This is a genomic window from Microbacterium sp. ACRRU (assembly GCF_022346945.1).
GTDB classification, from domain to species: Bacteria; Actinomycetota; Actinomycetes; order Actinomycetales; family Microbacteriaceae; genus Microbacterium; species Microbacterium mcarthurae.
The window spans coordinates 57206-75801 of sequence record NZ_JAKRNI010000004.1 but is presented as its reverse complement, the minus strand read 5'-3'; the positions used below and the strand labels follow the sequence as shown (position 1 = coordinate 75801).

Sequence of the window (18596 nt, the reverse complement as noted above, 5' to 3'; positions counted from 1 at the left end):
CACTGGCGTCCTCCACCGCTGAGGTCGTCGTCGGGCGCACGGCATCCGGAACCATCGCCCTGAGCGAGCTGGATGCCGACGGCTCCGTCGTCCGCACCGTCACCGTGGCGCGCGACGACCTGCCCGCGGCGATCCGCGACCGTGAAACCGGGGGAGACGTGCGGTGGGTGTGGAGCGACACCCCATCCTGGTACGGCCCGCTGCTGGCATCCGGAGTCCGCGTCGCCCGCGCGTGGGACCTGCGGCTCGTGCACGCGTTCCTCCGGCACGCCGAGGCCGTCGTCGACGACCACGGCCTACGCGCCCACACGGAATGGGATGCCACGGCCGCGGCGTCCGACGACACCGACACGCTCTTCTCGCTCGGTGCCGCGAGCACCGGCCCGCCCGACGACGCCGAGGCCGCAGCCGCCGAGTACCGCCGGCAACGCGCCGCGGTCGCCGCCGCGCGCACGCCCGGGGCGCTACGGCTTCTCGCTGTGGCCGAGTCCGCCGGAGCGCTGATCGCCTCCGAACTGCACGCCGCGGGGCTGCCGTGGAGCGTCGAGGCCCACGAGCGGATGCTCGAGGAGCATCTCGGCACGCGCGTGGCGGGCGGACTGCCGACGCTCGTCGAGCGGGCAGCGGCCGCGGTGCGCGACGCGCTGGGTGACCCGTCCGTCTCGCTCGACTCGCAGCCGCGGCTGCTGCGCGCACTGCACCGCGCGGGGCTCCTGGTGGAGTCGACGAACCGCTGGGAGCTCGCCGAGCACGACCACCCGGTCGTCGCCCCGCTCATCGCCTACAAGAAGCTCATGCGGCTTTACACCGCGAACGGCTGGGCCTGGATGGCCGAGTGGATCCGAGACTCGCGCTTCCGCCCGGTCTACGTGCCCGCCGGCGTCGTCACCGGACGCTGGGCGTCATCCGGAGGGGGAGCGCTGCAGATCCCGCGGCAGCTGCGCACGGCCGTCCGCGCCGACCCCGGCTGGACGCTGGTCACCGCCGACGTGGCGCAGCTCGAGCCGCGCGTGCTCGCGGCGATGGCCCGCGACACGGCGCTGGCCGAGGCGGCATCCGGTCGCGATCTGTACGCCGGAATCGTGGATGCCGGAGCCGTCGGCACCCGCGCCCACGCCAAGATGGCGATGCTCGGCGCCATGTACGGCGCAACGAGCGGTGAGAGCGGGCGCCTGGTTCCGCGGCTGCGGCGCACGTTCCCGCGGGCGATGGCGCTCGTCGACGATGCCGCGCGCGTCGGCGAAGAGGGAGGGCGCGTCCACACATGGCTCGGCCGCACGTCACCGCCCGCCGATGAGCTGTGGCGCGCGGTGCAGTCACGCGCGAGCGACTCCGAGGCATCCGGGGTCGATGAGACCCGCGCCCGCCGCGCCGCCCGTGACCGCGGCCGCTTCACGCGCAACTTCGTCGTCCAGGGCACCGCCGCTGAATGGGCGCTGGCATGGCTCGCCGACCTGCGCACGCGTCTCTCCGCCCTCGAACCGGTGGATGCCACCCGCGCGGCGCCCGCGTCGGGTCCCGCGTTCGCGCGCATGCCACACCTCGCGTTCTTCCTGCACGACGAGATCGTCGTCCACACACCCGTGGAGCACGCCGACGCCGTCGCCGACGCGGTGCGGGAGTCCGCGGCATCCGCGGGCCGGCTGCTGTTTGGGACCTTCCCGATCGACTTCCCCCTCGACCTGCGCATCGGTGAGACGGCCGAGAAGGGCTGAGCGGCCCGCGTAGACTCGATGGTGCGAATGGGTCGGCTGGACGGTCGCGTCACGGGTTCGCCCGTGCCGAGGAACGTCCGGGCTCCACAGGGCAGGACGGTGGGTAACGCCCACCCGGAGCAATCCGCGAGACAGTGCCACAGAGAGCAGACCGCCTCGGCCCCTCGGGGTGCGGGGTAAGGGTGAAAGGGTGGTGTAAGAGACCACCGGGGTCGTGGTGACACGACCCGCGAGGTAAACCTCGTCCGGAGCAAGGCCAGACAGGGGATGACGACGCGGCTCGCCGAGTCCCCGGGTAGGCCGCTGGAGCGGCACGGCAACGTGTCGCCGAGAGAGATGACCGTCCACGGGGCTCACGCCCCCGGACAGAACCCGGCGTACAGGCCGGCCCATTCGCCTCCTGCTGCGACATCGCCCGGGGGACCGGCGATCCTCGACGAGTGAACCGCGGCGACAGCTGCGACCTACTTCACCGCCGGAAGCGCCTCCACCACCGGCACCGCGAGCGACGCCGCACCGATGATGCCAGCGTTATTGCGGTGCTTCGCCGGCACGATCGGGGCGCGCAGCTTCAGCAGCGGCAGGAACTCCTCGGAGTGCTTCGACACCCCGCCGCCGACGACGATGAGATCGGGGCTGAAGAGGAACTCGACGTAGTCGTAGTACCACTGGAGGCGCTTGGCCCACTTGTCCCACGACAGCTCGTCGCGCTCCATGGCCGAGTAGGCCGCGTAGTTCTCGGCATCCTTCTTGTGCCCGGCGCGCTGCAGGTGACCCAGCTCGCTGTTGGGGATGAGGACACCGTCGTAGATCATGGCCGACCCGATACCGGTACCGAGAGTCGTGAGGATGACGAGGCCGTCGACGCCCTTGGCGGCGCCGTAGCGCACCTCGGCGATGCCGGCGACGTCGGCGTCGTTGGCGAAGTGGATGTCGCGGGTCAGGCCGTCCTCGAAGAACTTCTCGGCCTCGAACCCGATCCACGACGAGGACACGTTCGCTGCCGACAGGGTCTTGCCGCCCTTCACGATGGCCGGGAAGGCCACACCGAGCGGAAGATCGGCCGGGGCTTCCAACGTCTGCAGCACTTCCTTGACCGCCGCGAGCACGTCGGCGGGCTCCGCACCCTTGGGGGTGGAGACCTTCACTCGGTCGCTGATGAGCTCCCCGGCATCCAGGTCGACGATTCCCGCCTTGATCCCGGTTCCGCCGATGTCCACTCCGACCGCACGCGACGCATTCGTTGCCATGCCCTCCAGCCTATCCAGGCGCGGGGTCGGGATCAGTAGGATCGGGAGTGCACCCGGCCGCCCGTCCGCCGAAGAGCCAGACCACGCAAGGAGCCATCGTGAGCGACGAGAGTCACAAGTACTGGTACAACCTCGAGACCGGCCAGGTCGAGCAGGGGTATCTGTCGCCGGCGATCGACCGTGCGGGCCCCTTCGACACCGCGGAAGAAGCAGCGCGAGCACCGCAGCTCCTCAAGGAGCGCGCGCAGAAGTGGGCCGAAGACGAAGCGCGTGAGGCCGACTGGGGCGCCGGCTCCGAGTCCGAGCGCTGAGTCACCGGATCGAGACGAGGAGAACGATGGACAAGCAGCGCGATTTCGTCCTGCGCACGATCGAGGAACGCGGCGTCAAGTTCGTGCGCCTGTGGTTCACCGACGTGGTCGGCACTCTGAAGTCGGTGGCGATCGCCCCCGCCGAGGTGGAGGGCGCCTTCAGCGAGGGCCTGGGCTTCGACGGGTCGGCCATCGAGGGTCTGACGCGCTCGTACGAGTCCGACCTGCTGGCGCACCCCGACCCCACGACCTTTCAGATCCTGCCGTGGCGCGGCGAGATCGACCCCACGGCGCGCATGTTCTGCGACATCACCACGCCCGACGGTCAGCCCGCGGTCGCCGACCCCCGGCACGTGCTCAAGCGCACCCTGGCGAAGGCGGCCGACGCCGGGTTCACGTTCTACACCCACCCCGAGATCGAGTTCTACCTGCTCAAGTCGTCGCAGCTGGGTCCTGACGGGCGCCCCGAGCCCGTCGACTCCGCGGGGTACTTCGACAACGTCCCGGGAGGCACGGCGCACGACTTCCGGCGCCGGTCGGTCCGCATGCTCGAAGACCTCGGCATCTCGGTCGAGTTCAGCCACCACGAGGGCGGCCCCGGCCAGAACGAGATCGACCTGCGGTACGCCGACGCGCTCACCACGGCCGACAACATCATGACGTTCCGGACGGTCGTGAAAGAGGTCGCGATCGAGCAGGGCGTATACGCCACGTTCATGCCGAAGCCGCTCAGCGGTCAGCCCGGCAGCGGCATGCACACCCACATGTCGCTCTTCGAGGGCGACATGAACGCCTTCTACGAAGAGGGTGGCCAGTATCAGCTGTCGAAGGTCGGCCGTCAGTTCATCGCCGGTCTCCTGCGTCACGCCAACGAGATCTCGGCCGTCACCAACCAGTTCGTCAACTCGTACAAGCGCCTCTGGGGCGGCGACGAGGCACCGAGCTTCATCTGCTGGGGCCACAACAACCGCTCCGCGCTCGTGCGCGTCCCGCTGTACAAGCCGAACAAGGGGCAGTCCACGCGCGTGGAGTACCGCGCGCTCGACTCGGCGGCCAACCCCTACCTCTCGTACGCCCTGATGCTCGCCGCGGGCCTCAAGGGCATCGAGGAAGGGTACGAGCTTCCGGCCGAGGCCGAGGACAACGTCTGGTCGCTCACCGACGCCGAGCGCCGGGCCCTCGGCTACGCGCCGCTCCCGGCGAGCCTCGATCACGCGCTGGAGTACCTCGAGGAGTCCGAGCTCGTCGCCGAGACGCTGGGGGAGCAGGTCTTCAAGTACGTCCTGCTGAACAAGCGTCGCGAGTGGCAGCAGTACCGCGCGCAGGTCACCCCCTTCGAGCTGCAGAGCAACCTCGAGGCGCTCTGACCCCGCCGTGGTGACCTCGGGCGATCGATCGACGGCGCTCACCGCCCTGGCACGCATCGGCTTCTCGCACCTCGCAGAAGCCGATGCCGCCCTCGGCGAACTCGAGCAGCTCACCGGCGCCGGACGAGCGGATGCCATGGCGCTCGCGCAGCGCGTGGCAGACCCCGACCGCGCGCTCTCGGCGCTCGTACAGATCGCGCGCCGCGATGCCGCCGCGGTCCGCGCGGCCGCCACGGACGCGGGTACCTGGCGCGCGCTGTGGGACATCGTCGGCGCTTCCGACGGTTTCGCCGAGTTCTACCTTCGGCATCCCGATGAGATCGTGCACCTCGCCGGCGCGGGCCTGACCGTGCCGGACGAGCAGAGCATGCGCGCCGAGCTGCTGGCATCCGTCGGCGATGACGACGGCTTCGCATCCGACGCCTCGGATGCCACGTGGGTCGCGCTGCGCGTGCGATACCGGCGTCTCCTGGCCCGCATCGCGGCGTACGACCTCGGTCAGGACGATCCCGCCGGGGCGATCGACGTCGTCTCCGCCGCGCTGGCAGACCTCGCGGGTGCAGCGCTCGAAGCGTCGCTGAGCGTGGCTCGTGCGCGGGTCGCCGGATCCGGGCCGGGAGCGTTTCCGCGCGAACAGGTGGCGGCGACCCGATTCGCCATCATCGCGATGGGTAAGACCGGCGCTCGAGAGCTGAACTACGTCAGCGACGTCGACGTCATCTTCGTCGGCGGCACGGCCGACGAAGACGTGGTGTCGGAGGCGCGGGCGATCGACATCAGCACCCGTCTCGCCGTGCAGACGATGCGCGGGATCTCTGGCCCCGAGATCGAACCGCCCCTGTGGGAGGTCGACCCCAACCTGCGCCCCGAGGGCAAGCAGGGAGCCCTCGTGCGCAGCCTCGGCGCGCACCAGCAGTACTACGACCGCTGGGCGAAGAGCTGGGAGTTCCAGGCGCTCCTGAAGGCTCGAGCGATCGCGGGCGATCCCGCTCTCGGCGCCGAGTACATCGCCGCCGTTCAGCCGCTGGTGTGGCTCAGCGCGGCGCGCGAGAACTTCGTCGAGGGCGTGCAGCGCATGCGCGAGCGCGTCACCGAGCACATCCCCGCGGCGGAGGTGAACCGTCAGGTCAAGCTCGGCCCCGGCGGCATCCGCGATGTCGAATTCACCGTCCAGTTGTTGCAGCTCGTGCATGGACTCAGCGATGAACGCATCCGCCAGCGCGGCACGCTCGACGCGCTCGACGCGCTCGTGGCCGAGGGCTACATCGGTCGCAGTGAAGCCGAGGCATTCGGCCGCGACTATCGGCGGCTGCGCCTCATCGAGCACCGGCTGCAGCTGCGCGGTCTGCGACGCACGGCTCTGCTCCCCGAGAAGGAGGACGACCTGCGCGTGCTGGCGCGCGCGACAGGGTTGGCCGACTCCGCCTCCGGCGTGCAGGCCGCATGGGAGAGCATCAAGCGCGAGGTCCGTGACATCCACGTCCGGTTGTTCTACCGCCCGCTGCTGTCGGCCGTCGCCGCGCTGCCCGAGGGCGAACGGAGCCTCTCGACGGAACAGGCGCGCGACCGTCTCGCGGCCATCGGCTTCCGCGACCCCGCCGGCGCGCTGCGCCACATCGCGGCGCTCACGAGCGGCCTGAGCCGCAAAGCGACCATCCAACGCCACCTCATGCCCGTGATGATCCGGTGGTTCGCCGACGGCGTCGACCCCGACTACGGGCTTCTCGTGTTCCGGCGGATCAGCGAGCGACTCGGCAACACCCCGTGGTTCCTGCGCATGCTGCGCGACTCCGCCGGCGCCGCCGAGAGTCTCACCCGCGTGCTCTCCGGTTCTCGCTACATCGGCGAGCTCATGGAGTGGATCCCCGAGTCCGTCGCGTGGCTCGACGACGATGCCCTGCTTCGCCCCCGCTCCGGCGCGGCCCTGCAGGAGGAGGCGCGGGCGATCCAGACCCGCTGGGATGACATCGACGGCGCCATGCGTTCGGTGCGGGCGCTCCGGCGCCGCGAGATGCTCCGCGTCGCCATGGCCGCGGTGCTCGAGGTCGTGTCGCTCGAGGAGTTGTCCGACGCGCTCACGACCATCACCGAGGTCACGATTCAGGCGACGCTCCGCGCGGTCCGGCGGGAGGTCGTCCCACCCGAGGACGACGCGCTGGATTTCTCGGTCATCGCGATGGGTCGCTTCGGCGGCCGCGAGATCGGCTTCGGTTCGGATGCCGACGTGATGTACGTCTACCGCGCGAACGGCATCGACCCACAGCGGGCGAGCCAGCTCGCGCTCAAGCTCGTCGCGGGCCTCCGGGAACAGTCCGAAGACCACCGGCTGCCTCTCGATCTCGACGCGGAGCTGCGGCCGGAGGGGCGCAGCGGCCCGCTCGCGCGTTCCCTCGACGCCTACGCGGAGTACTACCGTCGCTGGTCGCTGTCGTGGGAGGCGCAGGCTCTGCTGCGTGCGCGAGGGGTGGCCGGCAGCGTCAAGCTCATCAACGACTTCATCGCTCTCGCCGACGACGTGCGTTACCCGGTCGACGCCGACCCCAACGGTCTGCGGGAGATCCGGCGGATCAAGGCCCGCGTCGAGAACGAACGGCTTCCCCAAGGTGCCGATCCCGCTCGACACCTCAAGCTCGGTCCGGGCTCCATCAGCGATGTCGAGTGGCTCGTGCAGATCCTGCAGCTGCAGCACGCCCGCGCCGTCCCGGGCCTGCGGACGACCTCGACGCTCGGCGCGCTGCGAGCTGCGACGGATGCCGGGCTCATCGCCGCGGACGCGGCCGAGAAGCTCGCGGCATCCTGGCATCTGGCCAGCCGGCTTCGGTCGGCGAACACGCTGCTGTCGGGGCAGACGAGCGATGTGTTGCCGGGCGACCGGGCTCGGCTCGACGGTATCGGCCGCATCCTCGAGTACCCCCCGCACTCCGCGACGCAGGTCGAAGAGGACTACCTCGGCGCCACTCGACGTGCCCGGCGCGTGTTCGAGAAGCTCTTCTACGGGTGATCCGGCTCAGGATGCCATGAGTCGCTCGCGCACCTCGCGACGCAGCACCTTCCCGATGAGCGAGCGCGGGAGGTCGTCCACGACGACCACGCGACGCGGGACCTTGTAGGACGCCAAGCGCGTCTTGCAGAAGTCGCGCACCGCTTCGGGTTCGAGTTCGACGCCGTCGCGCACGACGATCGCCGCCGCGACGTCTTCTCCTCCGCGAGGCTTCGGGAGGGCGACCACGGCGGCGCCCTCGATGTCGGGGTGCGACACCAGCACGTCTTCGACCTCGCTCGGCGACACGTTGAAGCCGCCGGTGATGATGATCTCTTTCAGCCGATCGACGATCGTGACGAAACCGTCGGCCGAGACCGAGGCGATGTCACCGGTGCGCAGCCAGCCCCCGTCGAGCAGCGTCGCGGCGGTGTCGGCCGGCCGATTCCAGTAGCCCTCGAACACCTGCGGGCCGCGCAGCAGCAGTTCGCCCGTCTCGCCCAGCGGCAGGTCTTTCTCGGGGTCGTCGGGGTCGACCACCCGGATGTCGGTGCTCGGGAACGGCACCCCCACCGTTCCCGGCCGCCGCGACGGCCCGATGGGGTTGCCGAGCGCCACGGGGGAGGACTCCGTCATGCCGTAGCCCTCGACGAGGAGACCGCCGGTCGCCGCTTCCCAGCGGTCGACGGTGGCGACGGGCAGGCTCATCGCACCGGAGATCGCGAACCGCACGGTCGACAGATCGAGCGTGCCGCGCGAAGCCGCGCGAGCGAGCTGGTCGTAGATCGGCGGGACGGCGGGGAGGAACGTCGGCGGACTCTTCTTGACCGCGGATGCCACCAGGTCGAGGTCGTACTTCGGGAACAGCACGAGCTTCGCGCCGATGCTCATCGCGAACGTCAGGCACAGGGTGAGGCCGTACGCGTGGAAGAGGGGGAGAACGCCGTAGAACGTCTCTTCGCCGTCGTGGAGCCCCGGCACCCACGCGCGCCCCTGCATCGCGTTGGCGCGGAGGTTGGCGTGAGTCAGGATCGCGCCCTTCGGGCTGCCGGTCGTACCGCTGGTGTACTGGAGGAGCGCGATGTCATCGAGCAGCGGACCCTCGTGCTTGCGAGAGAGCTTGCCGTGCGTGAGCAGCTTCTCCCACGCCGTGGGACGCTTCGAGGTCGGCGCGGCGGTCAGCTGAGCGCGCGACTCCCGAGCCTTTCTCACCGGCAGCTTCAGCGCGAGACGCATGCCGAACGGCATGGCGCGCGTGATGTCGACGGCGATGATGTGTTCGAGCGCGAGGTCGGACGGGAAGTCGGCGACCAGATCGGCGACCTTGTCCCACACGATGGCGAAGCGCGCGCCGTGGTCCTCGAACTGGTGACGCAACTCGCGGGCCGTGTAGAGCGGGTTGTGCTCGATGACGATCGCCCCGAGCCGGAGCGCGGCGTAGAACGCGACGACGTGCTGCGGACAGTTCGGCAGCACCAGCGCGACACGGTCGCCCGCCTTCACACCGAGACGCCGCAGGCCCTCGGCCGCGCGCGAGATCTCGTCGCCCAGCTCGCGGTAGGTGGTCTGCGCGCCGAAGAACTCCAGCGCGACGCTTTTGCCGTACCGGTGGACGGAGTCGGCGATCATCTCGGGCAGCGTCTGCGACGGCTCGTCGATGTCGTGCGGCACGCCCTCGGCGTACGAGCTCAACCACGGACGCGACGCGTAGGGGGAGGTCATGGCATCCATCTTTCCGTGCCCCACGGACACGGGAGGGTCACGACGCCTGTGCGGATGCCGGGAGCTTGCGCTTCCCCACGGCTCGGGACCGGCCTACCCTGCTGGCATGTGCCGCAACATCGTCCCGCTCCACAACTTCGAGCCGCCCGCGTCGGACGACGAGTGCCACGACGCCGCGCTGCAGTTCGTACGCAAGATCGCCGGCACGACGAAGCCGTCGCGAGCGAACCGTGAGGTGTTCGACCGAGCGGTCGATGAGATCGCCGCGGCCACTCGCCGTCTGCTCGACGACCTCGTCACCTCCGCACCCCCGAAGACGCGCGAGGTCGAGGCCGCCAAACGCCAGGCCCGCTCGGCCGAACGCTACGAGGCGATCCGGGTGTTCCAGGAGCAGAAGCGCGCAGCGCGATCGGCATCCTGACCCCGCTCACCCCTCCTCGAAGCGTTCGAACAGGGGAGTGGCATCCGGGCTCTCCAGATCCGGGATGCCATCGTCGTTCGGCACCGCGGTGAGCGGGCCGCGCAGCTCCTCGAGAAGCGCGGCGGCATCGCCCGGTTCGCACGTGGAGGTCGCGCGGAGTTCCAGCACGTCGACCGTGCCCTCGGCAGGATCCGCCGGGATGAAGTCGACGTCCAGACGCGACACCTTCGCTTCGGGCTTTCCCGCGACGATCACGATGTTGTCGATGCCCTCCCCGTAGGTGGGTGCCGGCTCGACCTGCCACCCGTTCTCCGACATCCAGGTACTGAGCTGTTCCATCCTCTGCGGCCCCTGGCCATCGAACGAGAAGCCCTCGGGAAGCTTGCGTCGCAGGAAGAACTCGAAGCCGCCGTCGCACTGATCGGGAACGTCGCCATACTCTCCGACACGCCAGTCCCCGTCGAAGATCTGCTTCTGCACATCGGCGACGGCCGTCTTGTATTCGAGGTTCACCGCCTTCGCATCGTCGAAGCCCACCGTGCTGCTAGGCATCGCGCTCGGCGTCTCATTCGGGGACATCTGCGGACCTCCACATCCGGTCAGAACGGTCGCGGTGACCACGACGCTCGCGACGAGTACGGGGAGTGTTCCCCATCTGAGTTGGGTCATCGGCTCGCTCCTGTCGTATCGAGTGCCTCGCGCAAGCCAACCACGAAGTGCTTGAACGACTCGGCAGACGGGTCGAGGTACCCCGTCTGTGGGGTGGGCTCGTAGAGCGGGATGGGCGACCCGTCCCAGCCCACGCCCCACCCGACGAACTCGTCCTTCGTGCTGTTGTGGGCATCGTGGCTGTCGGTCGATTCGCCGTACTCGCCCCGAAGCGATCCGTAGTCGGCGACGACACCGCCGTTCGACCCGAACGCCTGAACCCCCGGCACGTCCCGTGGGTCCTCCGCGTGCAGGCTGCCGAGCCAGTCCTTGCGTCCCCACGCGGCGATGCTGTCGTCGTCGGCGTGCGTGGCCGACACTGTCGTCTCGCCCGAGCGGATCTGCTCCGCGAGCTCGTGGCCCGTCTGCGCGGTGATCCCCGCCGAGCCGAAGAACCAGACATGCGACACCAGTCCGGGATTGTCGGCGACGGCCTGGCCGGTCATGGTCGTGCCGAGCGAATGCGCGCCCGTGTTGAGCTGCGCGCCGGGGTTTGCCACGTGCAGGCCTCGGAGCGTCTGGGACAGACGCGCCGCTCCTGCATCTGGCCGATCGATCCCGCCGACGCTGAGGGCGCCGCCAGAATCCCAGTCCATGACCAGCACGACAGCCGTAGTGCTGCTCTGAGAGGTTCGCTCCAGCTCACTGGAAAGCGCCGACTGCAGGTCCGCACCGCCGCGTGCCCACTCCTGCAGCGAGCCGAGATCCGTTCGGATGCCATGCGTCAGGGTCGTCACCTGATCGGCGGTCTCGACGTCCCCGAACGCGATGTTGGCGCGCGGAGACCCCTCGGTATCGATGAAGAAGCTCAACAACGTCGGCAGGGAACCGTCGTCCGAACGCTTCTCCACGACCGAACGCAATCGGTCGAGCTTGCTGCGGGTCTCGTCGTCGAGGTCGTCGCGCGCCAGGACGTCGGCGAGACCCGCACGGTTGAAGATGCCCCGCTGAGCGGCGGGGATGCCGTTGAGGTTCCCGACGACGAGCGGAGCTAAGGCGAGCAGCTGCCCGAGCGGACCGCCATTCCATTCGCCGTTCGGTGCCGCCGCGGAGGCGGCCGCAAGATCGGTGAACAAGTCGCCGGCGCGCCCCGGTTCGACGAAGGCGACGGATTGCACGAAGTCCGGGTGGGCGTCGAGCCACCGCTGCACGTCGTGGGTGTCTGCCGTGGAGAGCCAGTCGATGCGGCGTTCGGCAGCGCGCCCGAGGTCGTACGTCAACTGCTCTGAGAGCGATCGACTCACCGATGCGGCGGACGGTGCGCCCGGGTACGCGGACTCCGAGAACCCCCAGAACAGCTGTGCGACCCGCACGGGCTCACCGCCGGCACCGAGCACCTCCGTCCCGCCCGATACGTTGCGCAGGCGCGATGCGAGCCGATCCTCGGCATCCTCCACGTCCCGGCGGAAGCGGTCGATATCGGAGCGAAGGGTGTCGAGTGCGCTCTCGGCGGAGTTCAGTGTCGTGGACGCGTTCAAGCGGGCGAGCGACGCGTCCGCGGCAACCGAGGCATCCACGTCGGATCCCCGCGTCGAACGATACGTCGCGTTTGCGAGAGCCGAGGCCTCCGCCGCGGAATCGTAGGCGGCGACAACGGACGGGATGCGGGATGCCAACTCCTCACGGCGCTGTTTCAGACTGGGGAACTCCGATGACCCGGCATCCCACAGCGCGTTGCGCGCCTCGACGAGCGCCTCGGAGAAGCCCCGCGCATCGGAGACAGGGCGGTCGAGCATGCGCGGCACCGCTTCCGCACCCGTGACATGGAAGACCTCGGTGTCGCCCAGGACACTCCACCGCTGTTGCACATCGGCCATCGACGTTTGCGTCGCGTTCGCAACGGAGACGATCCGGTCGCCGAGACCCGTGAGCACGGCGGGGTCGACCAGCTGGGGCAGATCATCGACGCTCGGAGTGCTCATCAGTACCCCTGCCCGTAGGACACGGAGGAATCGATGCCCCACTCGTCCATGGCCCGCGACTTCGCCTCCGCCGTCGTGACCGACATGTCGACATCGCCGGTGACGACGGCCGTGGTCGCCTCGCTCACCGACGACGCGGCAGAGGCAACGATGTGCGCCAGTTTCCCGGGCACGTACCGTCGTTCATCGAGCAGGTCGCTCCACGCACTCGCGAGAGTGCGGCGCCCGTCGACGACGAGGCTCTGCCCCTCCAACACCAGGGAGCCCATGTCGTCGATCGCTTGGGAAATGCCCGCGCCCGCATCGTCCACCCCCGCCAGTACCCCGATCACACGATCCGGATCGACTCGGTAGTCGCTCACGATGGCCCCTTTCATCGTCAGGACCACTCTGCCGCACGGGCCCAGATCTCGATCGGGCCTCCCTTCCGGGTGCGGCATCGTCTACAGTCCGCCACGGAACGACGAAGCCCGCCCCCGCAAAACGGCGGGGACGGGCTTCGTCGTGGAGGATCAGGCGATCAGACCCCGAAGTACAGCTCGTACTCGAAGGGGTGCGGGCGCTGAGCGATCGGCTGGATCTCGTTCTCGATCTTGTACTCGATCCAGGTGTCGATGAGCTCCTGCGTGAACACGCCACCGGCGAGGAGGAACTCGTGGTCGGCGCGCAGGGCCTCGAGCGAGTCGAGCAGCGAGTTCGGAACCTGCGGGATGTTCTTCGCCTCTTCGGCCGGGAGCTCGTAGAGGTCCTTGTCGACGGGCTCGTGCGGCTCGATGCGGTTCTTGATGCCGTCGATACCGGCCATCAGCTGCGCCGCGAAGGCCAGGTACGGGTTGCCCGAGGCATCCGGAGCACGGAACTCGATGCGCTTCGCCTTCGGGTTCGTGCCCGTGATCGGGATACGGATGGCCGCCGAGCGGTTACCGGCCGAGTACACCAGGTTGACCGGAGCCTCGAAGCCCTTCACCAGGCGGTGGTAGCTGTTGAGGGTCGGGTTGGTGAAGGCGAGCACGGCGGGGGCGTGAGCCAGGATGCCGCCGATGTACCAACGCGCGATGTCGGACAGACCGCCGTAGCCGGTCTCGTCGTAGAACAGCGGCTTGCCGTCGTTCCACAGCGACTGGTGCGTGTGCATGCCCGAACCGTTGTCGCCGAAGAGCGGCTTCGGCATGAAGGTGGCGACCTTGCCCCACTCGTTGGCGGTGTTCTTGACGATGTACTTGAACTTCAGGATGTCGTCGGCCGCGTGCACCATCGTGTCGAAGCGGTAGTTGATCTCGGCCTGGCCACCGGTGCCCACCTCGTGGTGTGCACGCTCGAGGATGAGACCGGCCTCGATGAGCTTGAGGCTGATGTCGTCGCGCAGGTCAGCCTGCTTGTCGACCGGGGAGACGGGGAAGTAGCCGCCCTTGTAGGGGGTCTTGTTGGCGAGGTTCCCGCCCTCTTCCTCACGACCGGTGTTCCACGCGCCTTCTTCGGAGTCCACCGAGTAGAAGCTGGAGTTCTGCTTCACCTCGTAGCGGACGTCGTCGAAGATGTAGAACTCGGCCTCGGGAGCGAAGTACGCCGTGTCGGCAATACCCGTGGAGGCGAGGTACTTCTCGGCCTTCTTGGCGACCTGACGCGGGTCCTTCGAGTAGATCTCGCCGTTGCGCGGGTTGTAGATGTCGAAGACCATGATGAGGGTCTTCGCCTCGCGGAACGGGTCGAGGTACGCCGTCGTCACGTCGGGGATGAGCTGCATGTCCGACTCGTGGATGTTCGCGAACCCGCGGATCGACGAGCCATCGAACAGCTGTCCGACGGTGAAGAACTCCTCGTCGACGGTCGAGGCGGGGATGTTGAAGTGCTGCTGCACACCAGGAAGGTCCGTGAAACGGATGTCGAGGAACTTGACGTCCTCGTCCTGGATGAACTTCAGCACCTCGGACGAATCTTTGAACATGAAGACTCCAGAGGTAGAACATTCGGGATCGACCGGCCTCGGCCAGCCTCCTCGACCCTATACAGAACCGGTGTCTCGGCGATATCTCGCGTGTTTCGGGCATGTTACGCAGCCCCGATTACGCTGGAGGAGTGACCGTCCCCGCCGATAACGAGTACCCGGGCCAGCGGCTCGGCCTTCCCCGCGAGGGGCGGGGCTCCATCGCCCGCCCAGGCCGACGCATCGCGGCGCTCCTGGTGGACGTCGCGTCCGCCGGGCTCATCGGGTATGCCTTCTTCTCCACCCCCGACCCGGTGACCGGTGTTCCGTTCGCGAACCCGATCGCGACGAACCTCATCTTCTTCCTGGTCCAGATCGTTTTCATCCCGCTCATCGGCGGGAGCCCCGGGCATCGACTCCTAGGCATGCGTCTGGAGCTGGCATCCGGGGGATGGGTGGGGATCTGGCGCCCGATCGTGCGCACGCTGCTGCTCGGGCTCATCATTCCCGCCGTGGTGTGGGATGCCGACCAGCGGGGGCTCCACGACAAAGCGGTCGGCACAGTGTTGGTTCGACGCTGAGAAGCGAAACGGCCCCGCCGGAGCGGGGCCGTTCTTGCGGAATCAGCGGGGGCGCGGAGCGCGCATCTTCGTCGGGTCCACGCCCTTCGGGATGGGAAGCGACGACAAGCCCTGCGACACGGACGAAACGCGCTTGATCACCGCAGCCTGGGTCGTGCGGTCGACCTTCTTCGGCAGCGACTTGATGGTGGAAGCCAGATCCTTGATCTGGACCTCGTCGTCGCCGTGGCCCACGTACAGAACCGTCACCGGGACGCCCGCGGCGACGCGCTGCACACGCGCGCGCTCTTCGTTGACGAGGCGGGACAACCGCGTGCGCGACCCCTCGCCGATGAGGACGACACCGCCACGGCCGATGGCGCGGTAGACGGCCTCCTGCGTGCGCGGGTTGACGCCGATCGGAGTCTCCGACGCCTGCCAGTTGCGGCCGAGCGATGATGTCAGCACGTGACCGGTGGCGCCGGGCATCCCGTCGATCTTGCGGTACATGGCCCGAGTCGACAGGCGCGTCATGACGATCATCGCGATCAGGATGCCGGCCAGGAGACCCGTGACACCCCACAGGATGACGCTCCACACGGCAACCGGCGGGATGAGGAATCCGATGAGGACGCCGAGACCGATACCCGCGAGGACGATGCCGGCCAACACGAAGGGGAGCCAGCGGTACTCCTTCTGCGTGAAGGTGTACAGGGTGCGAAGCTGGGAGAAGAATCCCGGACGCTTCTCGGGGGTGGAGGTGCGAGCGGCCATGGGAACGATTCTATCTTCGCGTCCGGCACGCCTCCTCCCCACCCGGGCGAATCACGTTCCCCTCCCGAATTCCGGCGGAGGAACCGATGACGGCGTTGTCGATTCGAAACCATCGACTCATGCGCACTCGCCCCCTCGACACCACGGTCGGCACCGTCGTCGGATACCTGGACAGGCGGCGACGTAGCGCTCTCGTCCTCACGGCGGGAGAAGCCGCGACGCTGGCGATCGGGGTGCTGCGCGGATGCGGCGCCGCGCCGTCGCGCGCCGCTCGGGCACAGTGGCACCTCACGGCGGAGGGCCGACCGGTCCTCGTCGATGATCCCGACGGCGATGACCTCCTGTCGGCGACGGTCGCCGTGTTGGATCAGCTGGCACGCCTCGTCCACGCGGATGTCCAGCCCGGCTTCGTCCGCCTGCGCGACGGTGTTCTCACCACTCCGCCGCGCACGTGGGACGCGTTGGAGGCGCGGCTCCTGGCCGTGGTGGAGCCTCAGCCCGTCGTGCTGGGCCCGCTTACGCCTGTCCGAACCGACGCACCACAGGCACCGGGCCAACGGCCCATCGATGCTGACGCCACGACTCTGATCGACGGCGTGCGCGCGGCGATGGGACAGAGGCGGACGCAGCGCATCGCTGTGGTCTGCGGAACAGTCGCCACCGCCGTCGCGGTGGTGGGGTTCACAGTCACGACGCCGCAGAGCGACTCGGCGAGCAGCACATCGTCGACATCGCCCGCCCCGACGGCGGTGCAGTCTTCGCCCCCGGCATCGGGGGCGAGTCCGTCTCTCCGTCCGAGCCCGGCGCCCGGCGCGGAGTCGCCGGCTCCGCCGTCGCCCTCGAGCGAACCCGACGTGCGCGTAGCAGCGTCGACCGTCCTGCAGTCGCTCGCCGACTGCACGGACGAGGCGTGCGCCTCCTCTTTCCTAGAGCACGCTTCGAACGCGATAGAGCCCACACCGCTCGATCCCCGCGAGTCGGAGCTCGATGTCATCGACGACTTCGGAGGGCTCGCCGTGGTTCGCCTCACCGGATCTGATCGTCGGCAATACGTCACCCTGATCCGGGAGAAAGACCGATGGCTGGTCCGCTCCGTCGAAGACGTTGCGGACCAGCCATCATGAGCCGGAGTCGACGGCGATCAGATGCCGAGGTCTCCCTCGAACTGCGCCGCCTCGAGGCGGGTCTTGACCGCGCCGAGGAACCGCGCAGCGTCCGCGCCGTCGATGATGCGGTGGTCGTACGAGAGCGCCAGGTAGACGTAGGAGCGGACCGAGATCGCATCCTTGCCATCGACCGAGACCACGCCGGGCTTCTTCACGACCGCGCCGAGGCCGAGGATGGCCGACTGCGGCAGGAACACGATGGGCGTGTCGAACAGCGCGCCGCGCGAACCCGTGTTGGTCAGCGTGAACGTCCCGCCCGCGAGCTCGTCGGGCTTGAGCTTGTTGTCACGCGTACGCGCGGCGAGGTCGGCGATCTCGCGGGCAAGCTGGGCGATGTTCTTGTCGCCGGCGTCCTTCACGACGGGCGTCAGCAGACCGCGTTCGGTGTCAACGGCGATCGCGACGTTCTCTTGCGCCGGGTAGATGATCTCGTCGCCCTCGACCGTCGAGTTGATGATCGGGTACGTCTTGAGCGCCTCGACGGCCGCGAGAGCGAAGAAGGGCAGGAACGACAGCTTGTCGCCCGTCTTCTGCTGGAATTCGCCCTTCACACGATCGCGGAGGGCGGCGACCTTGGTCACATCGACCTCGACGACCGTCGTCAGCTGCGCCGTGCCCTGCATCGAAGCGACGGCCCGCTCGGCGATGACCTTGCGCAGGCGCGACATCTTCTGCGTGGTACCGCGCAGCGGCGACACCTCGACCGGAGCAGCGGGGGCCGCAGCCTCAGACGGGGCGGACGCGGCGGCAGGAGCGGCCTTCGCGGCTTCCGCGGCCTTGAGCACGTCCTCCTTGCGGATCCGGCCTCCGACGCCGCTGCCCTTGACCGTCGACAGGTCGACGCCCTGCTGCTGCGCCAGGCGGCGCACGAGCGGCGTGACGTAGGTGACCTCTTCGCCGCCGGCGGCCGGAGCAGCGGGCTTCGCTTCTGCAGCGACCGGCTTCTGCTCGGCGGGAGCGGGCTGCTCGGCCGGCTTCTCCGCGGCGGGAGCCGGCTGCTCGGCCGGCTGCTCTGCGGCGGCGGGCTCCTGCGGCACCTCGTTCGGCTGAGGCTGCTGGATCGGCTTGTCCTCGATCGCGGGAGCGGGCTGTGCTTCGGCGGGTGCCGAAGCGCCGCTACCGATGCGAGCGAGGGCAGAGCCCACCGCGACCGTCTCATCCTCCTGAACGAGGATCTCCTGGAGGGTTCCTGCCACGGGCGAGGGGATCTCGGTGTCGACCTTGTCGGTCGAGATCTCGAGCAGGGGCTCGTCGACCGCGACATCGTCGCCCACGGCCTTGAGCCAGCGGGTGACCGTACCCTCGGTGACGCTCTCTCCCAGCTCGGGCAGCGTGACCTCGGTGGAGTCGTCAGAGGCGCCGGAAGCCGGAGCTGCCTGCGCGGCAGGGGCGTCGTCGGCGGGGGCTTCTTCGGCCGGAGCCGCCTCAGCGGGGGCGTCCTCCGTCGGCGCCGGAGCGGCCTCGGCGGGAGCTGCTTCGGGCGCGTCGTCCGAGGACGGGGCTCCGGAGCCGTCGCCGATCTTGGCCAGGATGGCGCCGACCTCGACGGTCTCGTCCTCCTGAACGAGGATCTCTTCGATCACGCCCGAGACGGGCGAGGGGATCTCGGTGTCGACCTTGTCGGTCGAGATCTCCAGCAGACCTTCGTCCTCCTGGACAGTGTCACCGACCTGCTTGAGCCAGCGGGTGACCGTTCCCTCGGTCACGCTCTCGCCGAGAGCGGGGAGGACGACGGAAGTGCTCATGGATATGTCTCCTTCGTACCGGATGCGGTGT

At 69.0% G+C, this 18596-nt stretch carries 15 protein-coding genes and 1 other RNA gene; 8 read left to right on the top strand and 8 right to left on the bottom strand.

Annotation, left to right across the window (positions count from 1 at the left end; genetic code table 11):
- Window positions 1–2: 2 nt before the first annotated feature.
- Together MHY30_RS04055 and rnpB are read left to right on the top strand one after the other, a co-directional pair.
- Window positions 3–1715: a bifunctional 3'-5' exonuclease/DNA polymerase gene (locus tag MHY30_RS04055; RefSeq protein ID WP_275438009.1), complete on the top strand. Its 1713-nt coding sequence runs from the start codon at window positions 3–5 to the stop codon at window positions 1713–1715.
- A 28-nt stretch (window positions 1716–1743) separates the two neighbouring features.
- Window positions 1744–2111: RNase P RNA component class A (gene rnpB, locus MHY30_RS04050), an RNA gene on the top strand.
- A gap of 68 nt (window positions 2112–2179) precedes the next feature.
- On the opposite strand, the gene ppgK is transcribed toward rnpB, so the two are convergent.
- Window positions 2180–2965, bottom strand: coding sequence for a polyphosphate--glucose phosphotransferase (gene ppgK, locus MHY30_RS04045; RefSeq protein WP_239275305.1), 786 nt, complete (start codon window positions 2963–2965; stop codon window positions 2180–2182).
- Window positions 2966–3063: 98 nt separating this feature from the next.
- Here ppgK and MHY30_RS04040 point away from each other — a divergent pair, with 98 nt between their 5' ends.
- From MHY30_RS04040 to MHY30_RS04030, 3 genes are read left to right on the top strand one after another with little or no spacing between them, the layout of a single operon-like run.
- Window positions 3064–3276 carry an SPOR domain-containing protein gene (locus tag MHY30_RS04040; protein ID WP_239275303.1) on the top strand — a complete coding sequence of 71 codons (213 nt, stop codon included), beginning with the start codon at window positions 3064–3066 and terminating at the stop codon, window positions 3274–3276.
- Between the two features lie 26 nt (window positions 3277–3302).
- Entirely contained in the window at window positions 3303–4643 is a 1341-nt protein-coding gene (gene glnA, locus MHY30_RS04035) for a type I glutamate--ammonia ligase (protein WP_239275301.1), read from the top strand.
- A 10-nt stretch (window positions 4644–4653) separates the two neighbouring features.
- Window positions 4654–7644 (top strand): bifunctional [glutamine synthetase] adenylyltransferase/[glutamine synthetase]-adenylyl-L-tyrosine phosphorylase, encoded by a 2991-nt coding sequence (locus tag MHY30_RS04030; protein WP_239275299.1) that lies wholly within the window; start codon window positions 4654–4656, stop codon window positions 7642–7644.
- 6 nt (window positions 7645–7650) lie between these two features.
- On the opposite strand, the gene MHY30_RS04025 is transcribed toward MHY30_RS04030, so the two are convergent.
- Window positions 7651–9345, bottom strand: a complete 1695-nt coding sequence (locus MHY30_RS04025; RefSeq protein ID WP_239275297.1) for a long-chain-fatty-acid--CoA ligase — start codon at window positions 9343–9345, stop codon at window positions 7651–7653.
- Window positions 9346–9451: 106 nt separating this feature from the next.
- Here MHY30_RS04025 and MHY30_RS04020 point away from each other — a divergent pair, with 106 nt between their 5' ends.
- The gene (locus MHY30_RS04020; protein WP_239275295.1) at window positions 9452–9766 is read left to right on the top strand and encodes a DUF2277 domain-containing protein; all 315 of its coding nucleotides are present in this window, start codon (window positions 9452–9454) and stop codon (window positions 9764–9766) included.
- 6 nt (window positions 9767–9772) lie between these two features.
- On the opposite strand, the gene MHY30_RS04015 is transcribed toward MHY30_RS04020, so the two are convergent.
- From MHY30_RS04015 to glnA (MHY30_RS04000), 4 genes are all read right to left on the bottom strand, one after another.
- Window positions 9773–10435, bottom strand: coding sequence for a hypothetical protein (locus MHY30_RS04015; RefSeq protein ID WP_239275293.1), 663 nt, complete (start codon window positions 10433–10435; stop codon window positions 9773–9775).
- Window positions 10432–12396 (bottom strand): alpha/beta hydrolase, encoded by a 1965-nt coding sequence (locus MHY30_RS04010; RefSeq protein ID WP_239275291.1) that lies wholly within the window; start codon window positions 12394–12396, stop codon window positions 10432–10434. Before MHY30_RS04010 ends, MHY30_RS04015 begins: the two co-directional genes overlap by 4 nt.
- Window positions 12396–12758, bottom strand: a complete 363-nt coding sequence (locus MHY30_RS04005; protein ID WP_239275290.1) for a DUF6507 family protein — start codon at window positions 12756–12758, stop codon at window positions 12396–12398. Before MHY30_RS04005 ends, MHY30_RS04010 begins: the two co-directional genes overlap by 1 nt.
- A 158-nt stretch (window positions 12759–12916) precedes the next feature.
- Window positions 12917–14341, bottom strand: coding sequence for a type I glutamate--ammonia ligase (gene glnA, locus MHY30_RS04000; protein WP_239275289.1), 1425 nt, complete (start codon window positions 14339–14341; stop codon window positions 12917–12919).
- Window positions 14342–14442: 101 nt separating this feature from the next.
- Between glnA (MHY30_RS04000) and MHY30_RS03995 the strand changes: the two genes are divergently transcribed.
- The gene (locus MHY30_RS03995) at window positions 14443–14901 is read left to right on the top strand and encodes an RDD family protein (RefSeq protein WP_374204584.1); all 459 of its coding nucleotides are present in this window, start codon (window positions 14443–14445) and stop codon (window positions 14899–14901) included.
- A gap of 42 nt (window positions 14902–14943) precedes the next feature.
- Here the strand turns inward: MHY30_RS03995 and MHY30_RS03990 are convergent, their stop codons facing one another.
- Window positions 14944–15654, bottom strand: coding sequence for a DUF4191 domain-containing protein (locus MHY30_RS03990; protein ID WP_239275286.1), 711 nt, complete (start codon window positions 15652–15654; stop codon window positions 14944–14946).
- A 119-nt stretch (window positions 15655–15773) separates the two neighbouring features.
- Here MHY30_RS03990 and MHY30_RS03985 point away from each other — a divergent pair, with 119 nt between their 5' ends.
- Window positions 15774–16778 (top strand): hypothetical protein, encoded by a 1005-nt coding sequence (locus MHY30_RS03985; RefSeq protein WP_239275284.1) that lies wholly within the window; start codon window positions 15774–15776, stop codon window positions 16776–16778.
- A 17-nt stretch (window positions 16779–16795) separates the two neighbouring features.
- Here the strand turns inward: MHY30_RS03985 and sucB are convergent, their stop codons facing one another.
- Entirely contained in the window at window positions 16796–18565 is a 1770-nt protein-coding gene (gene sucB / locus MHY30_RS03980) for a 2-oxoglutarate dehydrogenase, E2 component, dihydrolipoamide succinyltransferase (RefSeq protein ID WP_239275282.1), read from the bottom strand.
- Between the last annotated feature and the right edge of the window lie 31 nt (window positions 18566–18596).

Excerpts from the sequence above, each read along its gene's own strand:
- ppgK (WP_239275305.1), bottom strand. The coding sequence starts at position 2,965 with ATGGCAACGAATGCGTCGCGTGCGGTCGGAGTGGACATCGGCGGAACC.
- glnA (WP_239275301.1), top strand. The coding sequence starts at position 3,303 with ATGGACAAGCAGCGCGATTTCGTCCTGCGCACGATCGAGGAACGCGGC.
- MHY30_RS04025 (WP_239275297.1), bottom strand. The coding sequence starts at position 9,345 with ATGACCTCCCCCTACGCGTCGCGTCCGTGGTTGAGCTCGTACGCCGAG.
- MHY30_RS04020 (WP_239275295.1), top strand. The coding sequence starts at position 9,452 with ATGTGCCGCAACATCGTCCCGCTCCACAACTTCGAGCCGCCCGCGTCG.
- MHY30_RS04015 (WP_239275293.1), bottom strand. The coding sequence starts at position 10,435 with ATGACCCAACTCAGATGGGGAACACTCCCCGTACTCGTCGCGAGCGTC.
- MHY30_RS04010 (WP_239275291.1), bottom strand. The coding sequence starts at position 12,396 with ATGAGCACTCCGAGCGTCGATGATCTGCCCCAGCTGGTCGACCCCGCC.
- glnA (WP_239275289.1), bottom strand. The coding sequence starts at position 14,341 with ATGTTCAAAGATTCGTCCGAGGTGCTGAAGTTCATCCAGGACGAGGAC.
- MHY30_RS03995 (WP_374204584.1), top strand. The coding sequence starts at position 14,443 with ATGTTACGCAGCCCCGATTACGCTGGAGGAGTGACCGTCCCCGCCGAT.
- MHY30_RS03990 (WP_239275286.1), bottom strand. The coding sequence starts at position 15,654 with ATGGCCGCTCGCACCTCCACCCCCGAGAAGCGTCCGGGATTCTTCTCC.
- MHY30_RS03985 (WP_239275284.1), top strand. The coding sequence starts at position 15,774 with ATGCGCACTCGCCCCCTCGACACCACGGTCGGCACCGTCGTCGGATAC.
- sucB (WP_239275282.1), bottom strand. The coding sequence starts at position 18,565 with ATGAGCACTTCCGTCGTCCTCCCCGCTCTCGGCGAGAGCGTGACCGAG.